Here is a 19,325-nt window from a genome sequence, read left to right as displayed (position 1 = left end):
GATTATCCGTTGGCCTTATTTTCGTTGGGCTTCGATAAAAATCGTTTGGGATGATTTTGGAGACTTTAATAGAATTTAACCAATGATTTGAACCGCTCTTGAAAGACCATTCGTCTAATTAGTAAGGAAGGGGGATGGACATGGAACTTTACTCGGAAAATAAGCCTGACTTGCAACAGTCCCTTAATGAAATCATGGATCGCTATGGTACTGAGCTTTCCATTCTTGCATTCTCTTATGTGAAGGATATTGAAGCAGCGAAGGATATCGTCCAGAACGTATTTGTAAAGTGCTATACCCATATTCATTCGTTTCAGGGGAAATCATCATTAAGAACATGGCTATACCGGATCACCATAAACGAGTGCAAGGACTATTTGAAATCATCTTATTTGAAAAGAATATTTCTAGGTGGCCGTGTAAAAGAAGAACCTACCCATCAGACACCTGAAGCGGTTCTGCTCAAAAAGTCTGAGGACGAGCAGGTGATAATGGCAATCATGAGCCTTGGAAAAAAATATCGGGAAGTGATGATCCTTAGGTACATCCATCACCTTGAGGTAAAAGAGATTGCCCACGTACTCGAAGTTTCGGCGGAGACGGTTAAAACAAGGATCAGGCGCGCAAAAATGAAGCTATTGCCGGTAGTAAAGGAGGAACTTCTTTATGAATAGGAAACAATCCTTACAACAAGCCTTTATTAAAATGTATGGTGAGAGCCTAACATTTTCGGATAGAGATAAAAGCGACGTGCAGAGTAAGCTTCAAAATAGACGGGTTAGGAAAAGGATGAAAATTCACTTGGGCCCTTATGTCGTAATAGCCCTCGTTCCAGCGGTAGTATTCGTCCTCCTGCTTAGCAACGTGAATATTTTTGAAAAAGGGACGGAAAGGCGAGAACACTCTGCAGTCCTAAAGCCGGCGCCGCAATCCAATCAACAAGCTTTTGGCGATATCGGGATTCAACAAGTATGGGAGAAAGGGGGGTTCCAGGAAATAAAACAAACAGCGGAGGACAAGGGCATCGCCATTTCGGTCAACGGGGCCATGTATGACGGGGCGCGACTCGTAATTGTTTATACAATAAAACCCGAGATTGAAGTAAAAAACCCTTTCGATTTATTTCCGACTGAAAAATTAGTTATAAATGGAGAACATTTTATAGACTATTCCAGCAGTGGCGGACCGATAGGGAAAACGGGCCAACACTATATGGAATATCAGCTTTGGGGTGATTTGCCGGATGAGTTTGAGCTTGGATATGATTTAGTTGCTCATGGAGATGAAAAAAGGGAATGGAAGTTTACATTCCCAGTAAAAAAGATTGAAGGCTTAAACAAATTAATAAAACCGGCATATTCGGTTACAAGCAAAGACATGACTTTAAAAGTGGAGGAGGCGATGTTTACCCCCAGTACTACAAATCTTAAAATTAGTTTAACTGTCCCACAAGGGCATGAGATGACCAAGAATCCTTCCAAAAGATATATTTTCGAAGTGACTGACCAAAAGGGCAGGCAGATAGGCGGCATGTATTCGGCTGCTACCTCAGGGAAAGGCCTGGATAATAACATGTTCAGGGAAACATTCAATGAGTTTTATGAGCCTGTAGGCAAACTGCCAAAATCCCTTACCATTCAGGCGTACTCAGTTGAAACCGGACAGATGGAGATGCTGGAAGAATCCCTGAATCAGAAGCTGCCTATCCATTTAAAACATGGCCAGTACAGCGGCATAAGCATAAAAAAGATTGAACGATACCGGAATCAGCTTTGGATATACTATACCATTGAGGGACCTATACATTGGAGGCAGTTTCTTGGAATTAGGGAAAAGGAAACGGACCTGCAAATTCAACCTATGAACCTAATCAAAAATAACGAGGGTTACCTTGCCAAATTTGATACGAATCTCCCACCGGAGGACTTAATCGCCATTTCGCCTCAAAACAATTTAATAAAGTTGGATGACCTTAAACTAGAGATAGAGATTAAGTAAAGAGCGTGAAAGCATAGGCTGGTTTTAAGAACCTCTTCACACTGCAGTGGAGAGGTCCTTTTTTCATTCAAGATAAAATAAAATGGAGGGCATTTTCCATTTTTGTAGAATGAATAGAGAGGAGGAATGAGATGAGGGATTCTACTAATATGAAAAGAGAACCAGAAATTGTACTTAAGGTATGTGAAGCATACTTTAATTTATGGCACAAACATCTGCCGGGCAAACTTCAAGGCTTTTATTTACAAGGCTCCATCGTCCTTGGGGCTTTTGAAAACGGCTTAAGTGACATTGATTTCATTGCAGTGACGAAAAACCGGATGGCGGAAGAGGAGCTTCAGATTGTTTCGGAGATTCATAAAGCCATTGCAGAAAGCTTTCCGAAACCAGAGATGGATGGCATGTATATTGTTTGGGAGGATTTTGGCCGCCAACACACTTTTCATAACACTCCATATCCTTCTTACAATGAAGGGAAGCTCTCGTTTGGTGTTCATTTTAACCCTGTAACCTGGTGGCTCTTAAAGAAAAAAGGAATCAGCCTTTTAGGGTCAAATAGCTCCGAACTCGACATACCAGTGACCGAAAAGGATCTTGTCGAATACGTTTTGGAAAATATGGATTCCTATTGGGGGAAGAGGGTTGAATGGCTGGAAAATTCAAAGGAGAAGCTGTCCGCTTTTTCCGTTGCGGAAATAAACGGTGAAATTGAATGGACAGTGCTTGGGCTGCTGCGCCAATTCTATACGTTAAATGAATACAACATCACTTCCAAACTGGAGGCTGGTGAATACGGGCTCGCCCGACTTCCAGAGGAATGGCACTCTATTATCAGGGAAGCTATCGCGATCAGAAGCGGGAGCACGGAATCGCTCTTCGGTTCGGATGGGGAGCGGGTCAACAGAATGGTAGAATTCGCGCGATATATTATTAGGAAATCAAAGTGGGGAAACAAAATGCAGCTTTCAAATGAAATATATAGCGTACGGACCGGAACCATCGCAGATGCGGAAGGCACTTTTGAAGTACAAAAATCTGTCGTTGCCGAGGGTAGATATCTTATGACAGCTCCCGAGGAATTCAATAAAACCATCGACCAGCACGAAGAATGGATAAAGAGGATTACGAGTAGTGAACGGGAAACGCTTTTTGTTGCTGAAAGAAACGGAGAAATTGCGGGTTTTATTATATTTCAATCACCCGATAGGAAAAGGCTGTCCCATACAGGCACTTTTGGCATCATGATCAGCAAGGAGCACAGAGGCCAGGGGCTTGGCAAATTGCTTTTAAAAACGTTGCTCGATTGGGCGGAAAAGAACCCTCTTATTGAAAAGGTAAGCCTCGCGGTATTTTCTACAAACCAGAGGGCGATTGCTTTTTATAAAAGCTTTGGGTTCATGGAAGAAGGTCGAAAGGTCAAGGAAGTGAAGTTTGGCGAAAATGAGTATGCGGATGACATCCTCATGTACAAATCAGTGAAATAGCAAAAAGGCACGATACTCCTTTAAAAAGCGGGTACTGTGCCTTTCTTTAATCTATTTTTTTGTATTGTCCTTTTCGTCGCCCTTGGCAATTTCCTTTTTAATCTCGTCCGTCAGCCCCTCGGAAGCCCGCTTAAACTCGCGGATTGACCGTCCGAATGCGCGGCCGATTTCAGGCAATTTATTCGGTCCGAACACAACAAGCGCCACAATAAGGATTAAGATCAATCCAGGAACACCGATATTTGAAAGCATTGTCTCATCTCCTGATGGAATTGTATCCCGAACTACAAGACCAGTATACTCTTTTTTGGAAAAGAGGACTAGTGTAAGCTTCCGTTAACCGATGTAAAAACCCGTACCCAGCGAAAAACTGGCTACGGGTTTTCCTGTTGCTAACAGCACCTTGAGACTTTACCGCCCTTGCCATTGTAGCGGGCGTCCTGTGCTTCGCAGAAGAATTCCTTTCTAGTTTTAACGGGCTGTTCTGGATGATGGGCTTTCATGTGTTCAACATATCTCTCATAACTCGGGACCCCGACGAGCAGCGAAATGAATTGTTTCCGGTATGCGAGTATGTCTTTCAGTTTATTAAGCATAATGTTTCAGGTCTCCATCCCCGCGTGGAATGTAAGGGGATTCGTGTAACTCCAGTTTCTGGTTCTTCAGCACCTTAATCCAAATCCTGAGGGCCGAAATCAGGACTGCAATTACGACTACCATGAAGAATCCGCAAAGGGCGGCATCAATATAGTCATTCATAAGAACCTGCCTCATTTGTGCCTCACTCGCTGCAGGGGCCAGAACCTTCCCTTCATCCAAAGCCTGGCTGAACACCTTGGCGTGGGCCAGGAAGCCGATTTTTGGGTTCTCATGGAACAGCTTTTGCCAGCCGGCAGTCATGGTTACAATCAAAATCCATGTTGTCGGTACAAGGGTAACCCATACATACGCTTTTTTGCCCATTTTGAAAAGGACGGTCGTCCCGAGAAGCAGGGCGATGGCGGCAAGCATTTGGTTTGCGATGCCAAACAGCGGCCAAAGCGTATTGATTCCGCCAAGCGGATCGATTACACCCTGGTAAAGGAAATAACCCCAGAATGTGACGCAAAGCGTCGTCGCAATGATGTTCGGGATTAAAGCGTCTGTTTTTGCAAATGGCTTGTACACGTTGCCGATCAAGTCCTGAATAATGAAGCGGCCGACACGTGTTCCGGCGTCGATCGTCGTCAGAATGAACAGCGCTTCAAACAGGATGGCGAAATGATACCAGAATGCCATCAAGGCTTTTCCGCCAATGACCTTAGAGAAAATAAACGCCATACCGATGGCCAGGGTCGGCGCTCCGCCTGTACGGGAAATGATCGATTGCTCACCGACATCTTCGGCAAGCCCTGTCAAATCGTCAGGCGTAATCGTGAATCCCATGTTTGAAACAGCAGTTGCGGCCTGTACTACGTCCGTTCCAATAACAGCGGGAGGGCTGTTGATCGCAAAATAAATCCCCGGCGTCAGTACGCACGCTGCAATCATTGCCATGACCGCAACAAACGATTCAGTTAGCATCGCGCCATAGCCAATCGGCTGGGCATGCGATTCACGCTCGATCATTTTCGGGGTTGTGCCTGATGAAATCAGGGAGTGGAAACCGGATACTGCCCCGCACGCGATGGTGATAAACAGGAATGGGAACAGGTTTCCGGCGAATACCGGGCCGGTTCCATCAATGAACTTTGTCACGCCAGGCATCTGCAGATCCGGTGCGACAATCAGAATCCCCAAGGCCAGTCCGAAAATAACGCCGATTTTCAGGAATGTACTTAAATAATCACGCGGTGCAAGTAGCATCCAGACTGGAAGGACGGACGCGACGAAGCCGTACACAATCATCATAACGGCAATTGCTTCACCCGAAAACGTAAACATTTTTGCCAGCTCGGCATGCTGGGAAACGTATTGTCCTCCATAAATAGAGAGGAGAAGCAGAATTCCCCCCATGATTGAGGCTTCGCCAACGCGGCCCGGGCGGATATAACGCATATAGAAACCCATCAGCACCGCAATTGGGATGGTCGCGGCAATCGTGAACATTCCCCAAGGGCTTCCAATAAGCGCTTTTACAACTACCAGTGCCAATACGGCCAATAAAATAATCATAATTCCTAAAATGCCGACCATGGCGATGATGCCTGTAATAGGGCCGATTTCTTCCTTGATCATTTCTCCAAGTGATTTTCCATTGCGGCGCATGGAGCCGAACAGGATGATGAAGTCCTGGACAGCACCGGCAAGGACGACACCGACAACAATCCAGAGTGTTCCCGGCAGATACCCCATTTGGGCCGCGAGGATTGGTCCGACGAGCGGGCCGGCACCGGCAATTGCGGCAAAGTGGTGCCCAAACAAAACCCATTTGTTTGTCGGGACATAGTCTTTCCCGTCATTGTTTACTTCCGCTGGAGTTTTCCGGTTGTCATCCAGCTCGAAAACTTTTCTCGCGATGAACTTGCTGTAGAAACGATAAGCGATTGCATAAACACAGATGGCGGCTGTTACGAGCCAAATCGCATTGATGGTTTCTCCATTATTCAGAGCCAGAACCCCGAATGCTGCGGCGCCCAATGCAGAAACCAATCCCCAAATAATGATTGACTTTAATGCTTTAATGATACTCCCCACCTTTTTCTGTTTTTTGTATACAAATACAATTATATTGTATTATTCAGAATTTTTAAATAAACATTTGTCGGTTTGTGAAAAAATAAGGAAAAGATACTAGGATTTTCTGCTAGGAGCAGGTCAAAATAGAAGAAGTGTATTTGCGGAAAATCAATAGAGCCGGTTTCTTGGCAGATGTCACTTACCTGTCATGGCTTTCAGAAAAGTAAAAAGCCGCTTGCTACGGCCTAACGGATATACTTTAAAGTATATCCGTTAGACGTCTGCTGGCGGCCTTATCGATCAAAAGTTAATTTTAACTTAAATCCATCGTTCCCTTGACTCTTGCCTGGTAAGCAGCAAAACGGATACAACCGAGGCAAATAATGAAAAAAACGATTCCCAATAAAAACTCCTGCCCGGCATAGACAGGGACTCGATCAAAGTTTCCTTCATTCATAATCTCCTTTGTCAGCTTGACCCCTCTTGTTAAGGGAATGAAGTTTGCTATGAATTGCAGTGCGTGGGGCATGCTCGCTTGAGGATAGTTAGCCCCGCTTAATAGAAGCAGGATGCTGGCTAATAAGTTGGTCAGCAGGTGCATGGAAGGCGTCCATAAACAAAAGCTTCCGATGATTAACCCAAGGCCGCAAGCAGAGAAAATCGAAACAGCCCATACGAGCGCAAGGGCACCCGCCGCTTCAAAAGTAATGGATATGTCAAAAAGTAAAATTCCAAATAATAAACCGATAAATGCGGTAAACATCCCGTTTGCCACGTGCGCCAAAGAACGGGCCAAAAACATCGCAGGCTTGTTCGCCGGTGCAGCCATAACTAGCTGGAGCGTGCCCATGCTCCGGTCTGAGGTAATGACGGATGTGATTCCAAACACCGAATTCATTACGCACAAAAGTAAGGCGTTTGCGCCAATATAGCCGGCTAGGTCCACGCCATTATAAACGTGCCTCACCAAGAAGGAAAAAAACAGCAATTGGCTGAGCGGCATGCATACCATGACAAGTAAATACACCTTCGGATTCAGCCACCCAAATAATGCCCGGTAGGATAATAAACTATGCCGCAGAAAACGCTGAAATGGTTCCATGATTAATACACCCCCAACTTTCCGTCAATCCTTGCTTTTCGCTCGACAGCTTTATAGCATGACCATGCGATCAATCCATACACAAGAGACAATAATACTAAAATGCCCATTGTTTTGAGAATGGCAGAAGTGTCAGTGGCAGTGAGTGTCTCCCGCAATAATGCAATTGCCCATGTAGGGGGCAGTAGATACGAAAGCGGCTGAATCCAATTCGGCAAAATGGAAATCGGGAATAAAAACCCGCAAATAAAATAAATCGGGTATTCAAGGAAGTTCATTAATGCCTCCGCCTGGCGGGATAAAGTGAAAAACAGCGCCATAAAGAATGAAAAGATGATCAACGTAAATACCACAAGCAGGAGCGCCAGCAAAAACAGCAGGGGATGGGCAATCACAACCTGAACACGGAAAATCACAACTAAATAGAGTACCGACAACCCCATGGCGATAATTCCCCAGATTGTATTCCCGACAATTTTGCCGAGAAGGATAATTGAAAAGGGGGTAGGGGCGACGAAAATGTTTTCCAATGTTCCGTAAAATCGTTCCCGGTTAATATCGCTCGCGGAAGAATAGACAATTGACGACCACAGGGCCATAAAGCCGGAACCAAGCAACACATACTGCACGAGTGTCTCATTTGGAACTTTACCGTAAATAAAGTAGCTTAGTGTCGCGTAAAAAAGTGGGGAAATCCAAATGATGAATTGGAACATTGGACGTGCGATTGAAAGCCTCATTTGCAGATTAGCTGTTTGCCATAATGGGTGAAGAATGCTGTTCATCTTTTAATCCTCCGATCAAATGCAAATAAACATCTTCCAGGGAAGGTTCCGTAATCGAAATGTTTTGAACACCGCTTTCACCCAACCCGCTATAAAGAAGGGAAATGACTTTTTGCGGATCACTGGTTTGGACACGGACAGTCGAATAGTAATCATTTGTGGTTTCTTCCAAATGGTGAAAGCTGGCATGTTTGCTTAGCAGGGATTTTGCTTTCAGCCCATTTGTACAATCAAATTGGACGACTGAAAGCTGCCCCACCATCTTCTTCAAATTATCGGGTGTGTCTATTGCGATAAGTTCCCCTCGATTAATAAATGCAATGCGGTCGCAAAGCTCATCTGCTTCCTGCATGTAATGGGTTGTCAGTACAATGGTTGTTCCTTTTTCGTTTAGCTGCCGGATGATTTGCCGCAGGTTTCTGGCACTTATCGGATCCAGGCCGATGGAAGGCTCATCTAAAAAAAGGATTTTTGGGTCATTTATCAACCCACGTGCAATTTGCAGCCGCTGCTTCATCCCTTTTGAGAAAGTTTCAACCCGCTGGTTGGACACATTCTCAAGCCCTACCAGTTGCAGCAATTCAGGGATTCGTTCCTTCTGGACGATCCTTGGGATTTTATACAGGTCAGCAAAGTAGGTGAGATTATCATAGGCTGATAACCGCCAGTATAAATTTCGCTCCCCGCCAAGAATGAAATTGATTTCGGGCCTCAATTTGTTGTTTTCCGTTTCAACATCCAAACCAAGGATGGTGGCTTGACCTTCCGTCGGAATGAGCATAGTCGTCAAAATTTTAATCATTGTCGTCTTGCCAGCTCCATTGGGGCCAAGCAAACCAAAGACCTCTCCTTTTTGTACTTCAAATGAAATTCCCTTAAGAGCTTCAGTCGTTTTCTTCCTCTTTTTGATAAATCCCTGCTCTGTCACATACGTCCGTTTAACATTTTTTACATGAATAATGGTAGTATTCACCTTGTCACCCCTATATTAGATGTATATCTTATATTATGATTGTATTATAATTCTAAATTTTTGCAATAAAAAAAGAACGACATATTTTGTCGCTCTTTTAATCATGATTCAGCATTCGTGAATTCCTGAAGTACTAATTTGAATTTCTCCAGTTGAACCGGATTCGCGGAAAAATATTTAATTGCCCCGATTTTTTCTTCCTTGATCAAATTGGCCTTTTTTAGCTGGTCCAGATGATGTGAAACAGTCGCCGTTGTGACCCCGACATACTCCGCCAATCTTGCGCCATATTCCTTTTTTACGCATAACATTCTTAATATGAGAAGTCTGTTTGGGTCCGATAGAACTTTTAGGATTTTGGACAATTCTCTGCTTTTTTCCCTGTCATCATTCAGTGGTTGGGCGCAGCCGAATATCACAATACAAACCGCATGATTAAAGACACGCATTTTAAATGGAGAAAAACTGTAGCTTGGGAAAAAATAATAGAGCTTATAATCGCTTGTGCGCTTGAACGTTTTTCCCATTACGTATTGTGAAAGGCCGAGTGGTTTCATGTTTAACTTTCCTAATTCCAGTAATGATTGATCAATGTCTGCTTGTTTTGTCTTAATCAACTTTTGGAAATGGCCGCTTTGAACGATGTGAAGGAATAAATTAAGGAAATCCTTGCGAAATGAAGGGAGTTCGAGCAAAAACAATTTAATGAATTGCCGTTTTTCAGGGGTGCTCCACTCATAACGCTCTTCTATGGATTCAATGCCATCTGGTGCAATTAGGAGCTTTTCAGTTAAATCCCTTGGAATTTCTCCTCCTAAAAAGCTCTGGACAAAATCAATATCGGATAAGGCCGAAATGCCGGTGCAAAAATCTTTTTCATCTTGAAATTGCGGTACTTTTAAAAGTAGCTCGAGGCAGCCTAATAAATCATCAGTAGAATAGCCGCGCCACTTTTCAATAAATACTCTCGATTGTTCAGGAAGCTCTTTTTCAACTGATTGGTAATCTATGTAGTGAAAATTCTTTTTGTTCCTTAATAACAATGCACAAAGGAGAATCATCCCTTCCACAACGGGAGAAAAAAACATATGTACTTGTTTATCCGCGGTTTCTTCGTAGTTTACCTCAATGGTCATTTTCAGTCCTCCATAAGTATGTTACTAGTATTATAAAATGGCCATCTGATATTTGGAAGTTTAGGGACCAAAGTACCTCCAGTAAAATAGAAAAAGCCATGAGTGAGGAACTCTTGGCCACTTTAACGTATTTCATTTTAGGAGAAAAGCTTTTATTTATCCTTCGTTTCTTCTATAGCCATAAGCACGGCTTCCCTAATCTCCTTATACCCGGTACACCGGCAAATATTGGACTCCAGCCAATCTTCGAGCACCTTTTCGTCAGCATCTGGTGCCTTCTGGACAAGCGCATGGCAATTCATCAGAAAGCCGGATGTGCAGTAGCCGCACTGGAAGGCGAATTTCTCGACGAATGCCCGCTGAATAGGAGTATCTTTAAGGCCTTCAACCGTCGTAATTTCCTTTCCTTCACCCTCGAGGGCAAGCATGAGGCATGATTTCTGTGGTGTGCCGCCAACCAGTACGGTGCATGCGCCACAATCCCCATTCAGGCAGCCGGGCTTCGACCCGGTTAGCCCAAGCCTTACACGGATAACATACAGCAATGTATCGGCCGGACGGATCGTAACAACTTCTGTTTCGGAATTGATGGCAAGATGGACGTGGACCCTCGGATCATTGGCCAATATTTTCACCCTCCAGGTCACGGATGGCATCCGCAATCATATTTTTCAACACGTAAAGGCGAAATTCCTTCGAGCCCTCAACATCGTCCAGAATGGGGGAGGGAAGGCTGCCCAAGGCCCTGTCCGCTCTTTCTTCGGGAGAAAGCGCTTTCTCATTCATAGCCTCTTCGATTTCCGCAGACCGGAACGGGAAGGGGCAGACCCCGCTGAACGCCATCCGAATTTCCTCGCCCTTTTTTATGGCTGCGATTGTCACGAGCGGGTAACCGGTGTTCCACTGCTTCCGTCTTTTTTTTGTGTAGTATGGAAGGTTTAAATACTCTTTTTCTATTAAAATCGTGAACACGAATTGTCCATCCTGCAATTGGATTGTACGATTGAATATGGTGTTTAATGGCCTATATGCAAGCCCAGTTTCGTCCATAATCCCAATTACGGAGTCGGCGAGCAGCAAAGGCAGCACGGCTTCCCGGTAAAAGATTTTCCCGCATACATTCCCGCCAATCGTGATTTTATTCCGGGAAGTCCGGTCGGCGATTTCACTCACCGTCTTGCTAAGGAGGGGAAAAAGATTGTCCTCTTCGATAGAAGTAAGTGTCACGCCTGCTCCTATCACCAAATACTTTTCATGGGAAAAAATATCTTCATACCCAGGTATCGCTTTCAGATCAATTACAATATCCGCATAATCTAGGCCAATCCGTCCAAGTGTGACTAGTTCGGTACCGCCTGAAAAATAATAAGGGGCTTCCTGCTGGTTTTTGGCTCCCTGATAAAGACGGACGGCATCCTGGGCTGTTTTCGGTTTGAAATACCGGAAGTTAAACGGTAGCATTTTTCATCCCCCTCGATGCCCGCCATAGTTGTTCCGGAATAAGGGGAAGGTGGTTTAACTGGACGCCTAATGCAGCCGACAGGCAATTTCCGAGGGCAGCAGGCATGCCAATCAAGCCGTGCTCACCGGCGCCCCTTGAACCGTAGGGACCGGCCAGGTGGGGAGTTTCTACAAAGTCGACGATGTATTCGGGCTGTTCTCCATAATGAAGCGGCCTGTATGTCCTCAGTTGAGGGTTTAGGATTCTCCCGTTTTGATCGAATACAAATGTTTCCCTTCCCCCAAAGGCGATCCCCATGCTCATCGCTCCCATCACTTGGCCAAGAAGAGCTTTCTCGTTTAAAACTTTCCCGATATCCAGAACCGCATAAGCTTTTAAAATCCGATACGTAAAATCCCTTGTATCCAGTTCTAGTTCAATTCCTTCAGCGCCTACAGTCCATTCGGGACCCGGCCTCCCTTTTCCAGTCTGGGGATCGAGCTTTGTAATCCGGTTCTGTGTATAAATCCCGGTGGCAAGGATTTGGCCGCCAATCGTTTCGCCATTGGGGAATTTGTATCCGTAGGCCAAGTCCTTTACATCAAGGCTTAGAGTTGGATCATCAATGTAATAAACCTTTTCATGCGCAACCTCAAGATCATCGGGGGTAACATGCATAACACAGGAGGCAAGCTCCTTAAGCTGGCGGATTGCATCCTCTGCGGCCGCGAGAACCGCCCGCCCACCCATCAACGTTCCACGGCTGCCGACTGTCTTCCAGTGCTCGGGAGTCGTTTGCGTATCGACAGGCATTTTCACGTGGATTCTATTTATGTCCATTTTCAGCCGTTCCGCTAAAATTTGCGCAAGGACCGTTTTCGTTCCGGTGCCAAGTTCGACGACGCCCGACATGAGGTTAATGCTGCCGTCCGGGTTGAACGTTAAAATCGCGCCAGAGGTCGCATCCGTATCAAAGGTAGAGGTCTTCCAGACGCAAGCGATTCCTTTTGCCCGGATCAACCGGCCATCTTTATGAATTTTCGGCTCTGCGTCCCAGTTCATCAGTTCCTTTAGCCTGTCTATGCATTTCGGGAGGTTGCCGACGGTACTCCGGTTCAGCACGACCTGGGTCGGCGTCATATCACCTGGCATGATTGAGTTTTTTCGCCGTAGCTCCAGCGGGTCCATCGAAAGTTTTTCGGCGAGCACATCCATCGTCCGCTCGAAGGCAAAGTGGACTTCGGAATGGCTGTAGCCTCTGAATGCGCTGGCATAGGGATGATTCGTGTACATGCAATACGAATCGCAGTAAATATGTTCAATATCATAGGGGCCGGTGCAGTCAACCGCTCCGGCGCGGCTTATATCCACCGATTTATCCGAGTAGGCACCGCCATCCCATAGAAACACGATTTCCGCCGCCTTCAGCATGCCGTCCTTTGTCGCACCGAGCTTTACAGTTGCGTCCAGGCCAATATGGCAGGGGGATGTGATGATGTCCTCCTCCCGTGAATTGAACAGCTTGACCGGACGGCCGCCAACCGCTTTTGAAGCGAGGTACGCAATGACCTCGAGCTGGATGGCCGCCTTGCCGCCGTACGCCCCACCTACAAGGGGCGTATAGACGATAACTCTGCCAGGATCAATACCGAAATACCATTTGAATAATTTTTTTATCGCGAACGGAGCCTGGGAGGAGGTCGTAATTTTAATATGGCCGTCAGGTAAAATTTCAGCAATTGATGCCCTTGTTTCCATTGCGACGTGGTCAGAGGGATTAAAGTCAATTTGGAACTCCGCAACAACCTCGCTTTCCCGGAACCCTTTCTCGATATCGCCTTTCCTGATTTTATCCAAATTGGCAACATTTGTACCTGGGATTGGATACACACCTCCTGGCTTTTCATAATTGCCAAGCTGCTCATGGACAAGAGGTGCATCCTTTTGAAAAGCCTGCCGCGGTGAATTTACGACAGGAAGTGCCTCATAGGACACCTTGATCCGGTCAACCGCCTGCTTTGCGATAACCGGCGTTTCCGCCACAACTACCGCAACTGGCTCACCGTGATACCGGACCCTTTTGTAGGCGATGGGCGACCTGTCCTTGATTTCCTCGCCGACCAGCGGAAATGACTGATTTCCGAGAATTGCTTTCACTCCGGGGACATTCCAGGCATCGGAAAAGTCCATGCTTACAATATTCGCATGGGCGTAGGGGCTGACCAGCATCCTGGCATGAAGTGTGCCCGTTTCCTGGAAATCATTCGTATACTTCGCCCTGCCAGTTACTTTATCAAAAGCTTCCTTTCGGATGATGCTTTTCCCGATATACTCCAATCGAACCACCTCGCAATCTATTTGCCCCGGCAGTCGGGGATGTTTTAGTTCGACCATAAACAATGGTATTCGGCCAAGTTTCAGGACATTAAAAGCAAACCTTTGATTTGTTCTGGAACGCATTAAGTGTTCCTTTCCTTGAGCAGACTTGCCAATGCTTTATATTCATCCATTGTATCGACATCGTAAAAAAGCCGGGGCTGCCTGAAATCGATTGCCCGCACGGATGCCTTTGACTCACCCCGGATTAGTTTCCGAAGCCCGTGGTCACCATCAAGATGTTCAAATAAGGAAAAACACTTATTTGAAAGCAAGATTGGCGGCATCGGATTGCCCCTTGGCCCCGATGCTCCGACAAAATCAGTAGGGGTCTTACTAAAATAATCGATTAGTGTATCAATTACCTTAAACGTAACAAAAGGCTGGTCAGCAAGGAGGACCATTCCTGCATCCGCTCCCGATTCCGCGGCTTTTTTGACGCCAATCTTCAGAGAGTATCCCTGCCCTTTTTCCGCATCGGCGCATTCCAACCGGGTCCACTTTCGATAGATCCGGGATTCAAAAAACGAATCCGGAAGCCAATCAAGGTGATCCCCTTGCTTTGTTACGACAAATACATGATCCAGTTTTGAAAGAAGGGCCTGCTTGAGGGCAATGCTTCCGAGCGGAACTCCGCCAAAAGTCAGCTTCCGCTTATCCGTTCCCATGCGTCTGCTGCTGCCTGCCGCAAGATAAAGGCCGGCAATTCTCATAAGGCCGGCTCTTTGTCTCTGCGAATTTTCTTGATTATCTCGGCAACGATGCTGACGGCTATTTCCTGAGGGCCTTGAGCACCAATGGCCAGGCCAACAGGGGAATGGAGAAATTCGGGTATGGGAGTTCCCCGAAGCAGCCGTTCCGTCCGCTCCCTCGGACCGAGAACTCCCAGGTAAAATAGCGGCCCGGACTCAAGCAAACTGTCCAAAATTAGTTGATCTCTATCAAAGTGATGCGTCATGACAACCGCCAAATCCGCAGCTGAAAACGAAAGGCCCATGAATATTTTTTCAAGAGAGTCGCTTAAAAGCATATTTGCCTCCGGGAACCTCTCAATAGACCCAAAAGCCGGCCGCCAATCGATTACAGTGACATCAAAGCCTGTTTGGGAGGCGAGGGAAACAACCGGCATGGCATCATCACCCGCGCCAAAAACAAAAAGGCGGGGCCTTGGCTTCAGTTGATGGACAAACAGGAATCCGCCATTTTTGGCGTCGGGATGAAGCCCTGTTGGCAGCTGCGAAGATTTTATCACTTCGCTTCCTGTCGAGGATTTTTCCGCGGGAAAAAATCGTCCATCGGCAAGTTTCATATCCGGAGTAAACCTGACGACCCGTGTGACTGCCTTATTGGAATCAAGCGCTTTTTTTGCAAAAAGAAGGCCCGAAAGCAGCTTGTCATTGACGGGCTCCAAAAGGATAGTCAACCTTCCGTTGCAGCCCGCTCCCCGCCCCCACGCTAAATCATCCTCATTTGCCATATCAAAGTGGACAACGCTTGGGTTCCCTGTAGTGAAAACTTCCGTCGCCCTCTCTGTTATATCCTCCTCGAGGCAGCCCGCCGAGAGAAGCCCAAGCCTGGATTTGTCCCGGAGTATCAGTATCGACGCCCCTTCCTTCCTGTAGGCGGAGCCCTCCACATGAATAATGGTCGCGAGCACCATCGGCTTTTTGGGTGAGAGGGAAATTGTATCGAGCAGTTGATTCATCGTTTCCACGGTTTTCACCGCTTTCCTGCCAATTTTCATCTCTATATGGATATTCCCCCGAATAAAAAAATATCCCAGGCCCGGCAGGCGAGGGATACTTAATGCAACTGATTTAGCAGCCTCCGTGTTTCAAGACAGAAGGTGTTTCGGTACATCTCATCACTTTGGCTTTGTGGAAGGGCAATGTTTGATTGAATCAGGCCAATTACGGCGTCGCGCCTTTCCTGATTGAAGCCCGGGGCACCTGTTTCTAGGAAAAAGTCCTTTAAAATCTGCAAATCTGTCCTTAACATAGTTTTGTCCGCGGGGGAAAGCTGGCCAGCTTTTTCCCATTCTGTAAGGGTGCCGATGACTGCTGAAGCATATTCAAATCCATTTTCGAGTATGTGAAGCCTTGTTTTATAGCTGGAAAGCGTATCTTTGTGTTTTTTTCCAAGAGGATTGAACTTTAGGCTCCTCGATGCGATGTTAAGGGTGTCCTTCACCGTATGGAGATCGTCCAACAAGTCCTTGCGCCGGTTTTCCATTTCCGTCTGCTTGTCGAACCCCCATTCCGAATGGACCCAATTGGCCATTTCCCCTAGGAGGACTGACAGTTTGTGGCTTGCCTTTTTGATTGCTGCCTCGGCATCCTTTGTAAAATCGGGCGGAAAGAGAATCATATGGACAATAACCGCGACAACCGCGCCAATGATGGTATCCACAACACGGTCAAAACCATAATCACCGGACTTTCGTTCAAAGGAAAAGAGCAGCAGAATGGTGAGCGCAACCTGGTGGATTGCGGTCTCGTCCATCCTCAGCCATTTGACGGCAAACGTCCCGGCCAAAAGCAACAGGCCTAGGGACCAGCCATTCATGGGAAGGTGGCTGACAAACCACGAAACCATCAGAACGCCAACCACCGTTCCGGCAATTCGGTGGAACGAGAACCTGATTGATTTGTAGATAGTCGTCTGCAGGCACAAAATAACCGAAAGTGGCGCGAGATAGGGATGGTCCGAGCCAGCCAATTTGGCGAGCTCCCACGCTATCGCCGACGCTATCGCCATTTTCCAGACGAGCAGTGTTTTGTTCACGAAATCTTTCTTATTCTTCTTCATGCCGGACCTTCTTTCAAACGTCTTCTTTATAGAGTTCTATTGCGGGCATCGTTTTATTCCATGGTTAACTGGCTGGCAGGGTGAAACAGAAAAAGTCCGCTTTCCCAGGCAAGGGATAGCGGACCATATATAACTAGAAATCGTATCGGTTCATAAATTCAGGGACCCGGTTCGGTTCATAAAACATCGATTCCGGTTCATAAATCTTTGAGGCTCGTTCATAAAACGAGAAATCGGTTCATAATTCCCAAACACGGTTCATAAACCCAAAACCCTATTTACAAACCGACAATCACAACCGCAATCCTTAAACCGAATTAATAAACCATCCCTTCATCATGATAATACTTGAATTCAAGCAGGTTGTTCGCCGGGTCAATCAAAAAGAACGTAACATGCTCCTCTTTTTTTCCGGGGAACCGGACCATCAGCTCTTGGAAAAACGGCAGTTCGTGTGTTGTCGCATGCTCAAGCGCCTGGTCGAATTCCTCCCTGTCGAGGAAAGTGACTCCGAAGTGCCTTGGGTACATTTTCGGGGCAGGGTCAATCTTATCCGGGTTCAAATGGCAAACAACCTGGTCGCCGAAAAAGTCGAAGGTCACCCGGTCATGGTACCGGCGCGCAAGCCGGCAGCCGAGCTTTTCGTAAAAGTCCACTGTCTCATCAAGATCCTTGCACGGAATTGCAAGGTGGAACACTTTGTTCGTTTCCCTCATTTTACAGCCTCCTCGAAAAGGAAAAATGTATCGGACCGCAAGCCGAGCCGGAGCGTTTCAAGTGCGATTGCATCGCTGAACGGGATATTCGCAAGGTTCGCATTCGGGCCCGCAAGCCTGATAAACTCGGTTTGCATTTTCTTCGTCGGCGCTTCAAACAGGATCCGGTCAAGCGGGATGCCGGACGCGAGGATGTCGTTGACGATATCGAAGCGCATGTCTCCGTTAGCCTGGCAGATGCCGCTTGTGCCGCTTTCCCTCGCCTCGGTAATGACTTTGGCCGCGCCTGCCTCAAGGTCTTCCTCGATGAATTCCAGCCATTCGGAAGGAGATGCGGTTACGCTGCTGTCCTTGTTCCCGACTTCACTGAAGACGGTGAACTCCTTCGAAAAATTGGTGATGTGCCGGGCTTTCTCCTTGTTCGTCATCGGCAAGGTCCCGTTAGAGATTTCAATGTGCATGCAACAGAACCGTTTGCAATAATCATAGTAATCGTCCAGCTTGTTCTGGCTGAGGAATTTTTCAAAAAGAGTCCCTCCGAAAAAGTAGCCGACTTTATGCTCCTGTAAAATCGAAATCTTGTTTGGAAGGCCGGGTGAAACAATGGAAGTCCCCCAGCCGAACTTAACAAAATCGACATAGGGGGAGGCGCTTTTAATCGTATCGGCAAAAAAGCCTTCAGGGACGCCGTTGTCGATCAGGACGGTTACCCCTTTAAACCTCGGCTTCGCTTCTCTTTCCGGAAGGTCCAATCCTGTATAATTCATCGTTATTCACCCTCACAATCGTCGGGAATTTCCTGGTGCAATCCACATGCATCACAAACCCGCCAGCCAATTCCCTTGTGCAAAAAGCAATATCCTCCGCCTGAAACTCAGGCCGGGATGGGTCAAAAAATTTCCTAGCAGGTACGGAGCGCCTGATTCTTTCAGCAACAGCTTCCGCGGAGATGGTTTCCTTCCCGTTGAGTATCCCTTTTATATACTCGGCGCATGCCAGGTCATCGTCCCCATCGGGATGGGAAGCGATAATATTCACAACTGACCCTAGCGGCCACAATTCAAGGACACATTCCGCTGTCGTGCGTGCGTTTGAAAAGCCTGTTACAAATACAGCGTCGGCATCAAGGGCATTCAGCGCGGCCTTGACGCCGTTCGTTGTTTTTTGGACGAGCGTGCTTCCACCAACATCTGCACAGGCCATCCTTGCCGGGGAGTTATCAAAATTAAACCCTGCAATCGGAAGCCCCTGTACCTCGCCGGCGAGCAAAAAGTCCGGATTTTTTTCTTTTAAAAGGAAGGCCTCGCCTTCAGTTCCCGCAAGGATAATTTCCCTGGCTCCGCGGAGGAAGGCGTAATGAGCGACAGTGAACGCCCGCACGACATCAATGACAATATTCACGTCCGCATGTGGGAGCCGTGGGCGATGGCCCTGATAAATGGTTGCTTTCATTTTTTGCGCTCCTGTTTTTTAGAAAATGCCTAGACACTCTGCAAAAAGTATATGCCCAGGAACCGAAAGCGTACCTTATCCCTGTTTTTTTAGGTGACTATATAGGTTGAAATAAAAATTGGGTTCCAAATGTAACGAGGTGGTTGATTTCCGCTCCGGGCATTTCGCTTTCCGCGGGGCGTCAGTGGAGCCTCCTCGTCGCGTTGCTCCTGTGGGGTCTCCCCTTGCCGCTCAATCCCGCAGGAGTCTACATGCCTGAGCTCCAATCAGCCAGCTCCCCAAACTAAAGGGTGTAATTATTAAGTTCAACCTATATAGTGTTTTCAAGTAAAATTTGGCCTCCAGAAAATAAATAGGCGCATATCCTTCCGGAAATAGGCTTTTACCCTCCGAACT

Annotated in this window: 19 protein-coding genes and 1 pseudogene; 4 read left to right on the top strand and 16 right to left on the bottom strand. The window is 46.7% G+C overall.

What is annotated here, in order from left to right; genetic code table 11:
- Window positions 1-140 precede the first annotated feature (140 nt).
- The 4 genes and pseudogenes from ADU24_RS19345 to ADU24_RS23575 all read left to right on the top strand — a co-directional run bounded on the left by ADU24_RS19345 (window position 141) and on the right by ADU24_RS23575 (window position 3,482).
- The gene (locus ADU24_RS19345) at window positions 141-674 is read left to right on the top strand and encodes a sigma-70 family RNA polymerase sigma factor (RefSeq protein ID WP_053368166.1); all 534 of its coding nucleotides are present in this window, start codon (window positions 141-143) and stop codon (window positions 672-674) included.
- The gene (locus ADU24_RS19340; RefSeq protein WP_053368165.1) at window positions 667-1,998 is read left to right on the top strand and encodes a DUF4179 domain-containing protein; all 1,332 of its coding nucleotides are present in this window, start codon (window positions 667-669) and stop codon (window positions 1,996-1,998) included. Before ADU24_RS19345 ends, ADU24_RS19340 begins: the two co-directional genes overlap by 8 nt.
- 131 nt (window positions 1,999-2,129) lie before the next feature.
- Window positions 2,130-2,903: pseudogene (locus ADU24_RS23710) on the top strand (aminoglycoside adenylyltransferase domain-containing protein); the annotation flags it as partial.
- Between the two features lie 51 nt (window positions 2,904-2,954).
- The gene (locus ADU24_RS23575) at window positions 2,955-3,482 is read left to right on the top strand and encodes a GNAT family N-acetyltransferase (protein WP_053369015.1); all 528 of its coding nucleotides are present in this window, start codon (window positions 2,955-2,957) and stop codon (window positions 3,480-3,482) included.
- A gap of 51 nt (window positions 3,483-3,533) precedes the next feature.
- Here the strand turns inward: ADU24_RS23575 and ADU24_RS19330 are convergent, their stop codons facing one another.
- The 16 genes from ADU24_RS19330 to ADU24_RS19255 form a co-directional block, all read right to left on the bottom strand.
- A complete protein-coding gene (locus ADU24_RS19330) occupies window positions 3,534-3,734 on the bottom strand; it encodes a twin-arginine translocase TatA/TatE family subunit (protein WP_053368164.1) in 201 nt (66 codons plus the stop codon).
- Between the two features lie 140 nt (window positions 3,735-3,874).
- Window positions 3,875-4,078: a YbdD/YjiX family protein gene (locus ADU24_RS19325; RefSeq protein ID WP_053368163.1), complete on the bottom strand. Its 204-nt coding sequence runs from the start codon at window positions 4,076-4,078 to the stop codon at window positions 3,875-3,877.
- On the bottom strand, window positions 4,071-6,146 hold the full coding sequence (locus ADU24_RS19320) for a carbon starvation CstA family protein (RefSeq protein ID WP_053369014.1): 2,076 nt from the start codon (window positions 6,144-6,146) through the stop codon (window positions 4,071-4,073). The genes ADU24_RS19325 and ADU24_RS19320 overlap by 8 nt, the downstream gene beginning before the upstream one ends.
- A 307-nt stretch (window positions 6,147-6,453) precedes the next feature.
- Window positions 6,454-7,242: an ABC transporter permease gene (locus tag ADU24_RS19315; RefSeq protein ID WP_053368162.1), complete on the bottom strand. Its 789-nt coding sequence runs from the start codon at window positions 7,240-7,242 to the stop codon at window positions 6,454-6,456.
- 2 nt (window positions 7,243-7,244) lie between these two features.
- Window positions 7,245-8,027 (bottom strand): ABC transporter permease, encoded by a 783-nt coding sequence (locus tag ADU24_RS19310; protein ID WP_053368161.1) that lies wholly within the window; start codon window positions 8,025-8,027, stop codon window positions 7,245-7,247.
- Complete coding sequence (locus tag ADU24_RS19305; protein WP_053368160.1) at window positions 7,990-9,000, bottom strand: ABC transporter ATP-binding protein; 1,011 nt, start codon at window positions 8,998-9,000, stop codon at window positions 7,990-7,992. Before ADU24_RS19305 ends, ADU24_RS19310 begins: the two co-directional genes overlap by 38 nt.
- A 101-nt stretch (window positions 9,001-9,101) precedes the next feature.
- Entirely contained in the window at window positions 9,102-10,136 is a 1,035-nt protein-coding gene (locus ADU24_RS19300) for an ArsR/SmtB family transcription factor (protein ID WP_053368159.1), read from the bottom strand.
- A gap of 152 nt (window positions 10,137-10,288) precedes the next feature.
- A complete protein-coding gene (locus tag ADU24_RS19295) occupies window positions 10,289-10,762 on the bottom strand; it encodes a (2Fe-2S)-binding protein (protein ID WP_231689647.1) in 474 nt (157 codons plus the stop codon).
- Window positions 10,752-11,597, bottom strand: coding sequence for an FAD binding domain-containing protein (locus tag ADU24_RS19290; protein ID WP_053368157.1), 846 nt, complete (start codon window positions 11,595-11,597; stop codon window positions 10,752-10,754). The genes ADU24_RS19295 and ADU24_RS19290 overlap by 11 nt, the downstream gene beginning before the upstream one ends.
- Window positions 11,584-13,914: a xanthine dehydrogenase family protein molybdopterin-binding subunit gene (locus ADU24_RS19285; protein WP_053368156.1), complete on the bottom strand. Its 2,331-nt coding sequence runs from the start codon at window positions 13,912-13,914 to the stop codon at window positions 11,584-11,586. Before ADU24_RS19285 ends, ADU24_RS19290 begins: the two co-directional genes overlap by 14 nt.
- A gap of 122 nt (window positions 13,915-14,036) precedes the next feature.
- Window positions 14,037-14,666: a nucleotidyltransferase family protein gene (locus ADU24_RS19280; RefSeq protein ID WP_053368155.1), complete on the bottom strand. Its 630-nt coding sequence runs from the start codon at window positions 14,664-14,666 to the stop codon at window positions 14,037-14,039.
- Window positions 14,663-15,667, bottom strand: a complete 1,005-nt coding sequence (locus ADU24_RS19275; protein ID WP_053369013.1) for an XdhC family protein — start codon at window positions 15,665-15,667, stop codon at window positions 14,663-14,665. Before ADU24_RS19275 ends, ADU24_RS19280 begins: the two co-directional genes overlap by 4 nt.
- Before the next feature lie 89 nt (window positions 15,668-15,756).
- Window positions 15,757-16,761, bottom strand: a complete 1,005-nt coding sequence (locus ADU24_RS19270) for an FUSC family protein (protein WP_053368154.1) — start codon at window positions 16,759-16,761, stop codon at window positions 15,757-15,759.
- A 317-nt stretch (window positions 16,762-17,078) separates the two neighbouring features.
- Window positions 17,079-17,477 carry a VOC family protein gene (locus ADU24_RS19265; RefSeq protein ID WP_053368153.1) on the bottom strand — a complete coding sequence of 133 codons (399 nt, stop codon included), beginning with the start codon at window positions 17,475-17,477 and terminating at the stop codon, window positions 17,079-17,081.
- Window positions 17,474-18,244: a phosphosulfolactate synthase gene (locus tag ADU24_RS19260; RefSeq protein ID WP_053368152.1), complete on the bottom strand. Its 771-nt coding sequence runs from the start codon at window positions 18,242-18,244 to the stop codon at window positions 17,474-17,476. Before ADU24_RS19260 ends, ADU24_RS19265 begins: the two co-directional genes overlap by 4 nt.
- Window positions 18,192-18,929: a 2-phosphosulfolactate phosphatase gene (locus ADU24_RS19255; protein WP_053368151.1), complete on the bottom strand. Its 738-nt coding sequence runs from the start codon at window positions 18,927-18,929 to the stop codon at window positions 18,192-18,194. The genes ADU24_RS19260 and ADU24_RS19255 overlap by 53 nt, the downstream gene beginning before the upstream one ends.
- Window positions 18,930-19,325: the final 396 nt, after the last annotated feature.

The sequence above is a fragment of the Bacillus sp. FJAT-27245 genome, assembly GCF_001273955.1.
Classification (GTDB): Bacteria; Bacillota; Bacilli; order Bacillales; family Cytobacillaceae; genus Bacillus_D.
This window is presented reverse-complemented; position numbering and strand designations above follow the sequence as displayed.

Excerpts from the sequence above, each read along its gene's own strand:
- ADU24_RS19340 (WP_053368165.1), top strand. The coding sequence starts at position 667 with ATGAATAGGAAACAATCCTTACAACAAGCCTTTATTAAAATGTATGGT.
- ADU24_RS19325 (WP_053368163.1), bottom strand. The coding sequence starts at position 4,078 with ATGCTTAATAAACTGAAAGACATACTCGCATACCGGAAACAATTCATT.
- ADU24_RS19300 (WP_053368159.1), bottom strand. The coding sequence starts at position 10,136 with ATGACCATTGAGGTAAACTACGAAGAAACCGCGGATAAACAAGTACAT.
- ADU24_RS19280 (WP_053368155.1), bottom strand. The coding sequence starts at position 14,666 with ATGAGAATTGCCGGCCTTTATCTTGCGGCAGGCAGCAGCAGACGCATG.
- ADU24_RS19315 (WP_053368162.1), bottom strand. The coding sequence starts at position 7,242 with ATGGAACCATTTCAGCGTTTTCTGCGGCATAGTTTATTATCCTACCGG.
- ADU24_RS23575 (WP_053369015.1), top strand. The coding sequence starts at position 2,955 with ATGCAGCTTTCAAATGAAATATATAGCGTACGGACCGGAACCATCGCA.
- ADU24_RS19290 (WP_053368157.1), bottom strand. The coding sequence starts at position 11,597 with ATGCTACCGTTTAACTTCCGGTATTTCAAACCGAAAACAGCCCAGGAT.
- ADU24_RS19330 (WP_053368164.1), bottom strand. The coding sequence starts at position 3,734 with ATGCTTTCAAATATCGGTGTTCCTGGATTGATCTTAATCCTTATTGTG.
- ADU24_RS19260 (WP_053368152.1), bottom strand. The coding sequence starts at position 18,244 with ATGAATTATACAGGATTGGACCTTCCGGAAAGAGAAGCGAAGCCGAGG.
- ADU24_RS19255 (WP_053368151.1), bottom strand. The coding sequence starts at position 18,929 with ATGAAAGCAACCATTTATCAGGGCCATCGCCCACGGCTCCCACATGCG.
- ADU24_RS19270 (WP_053368154.1), bottom strand. The coding sequence starts at position 16,761 with ATGAAGAAGAATAAGAAAGATTTCGTGAACAAAACACTGCTCGTCTGG.
- ADU24_RS19310 (WP_053368161.1), bottom strand. The coding sequence starts at position 8,027 with ATGAACAGCATTCTTCACCCATTATGGCAAACAGCTAATCTGCAAATG.
- ADU24_RS19345 (WP_053368166.1), top strand. The coding sequence starts at position 141 with ATGGAACTTTACTCGGAAAATAAGCCTGACTTGCAACAGTCCCTTAAT.
- ADU24_RS19265 (WP_053368153.1), bottom strand. The coding sequence starts at position 17,477 with ATGAGGGAAACGAACAAAGTGTTCCACCTTGCAATTCCGTGCAAGGAT.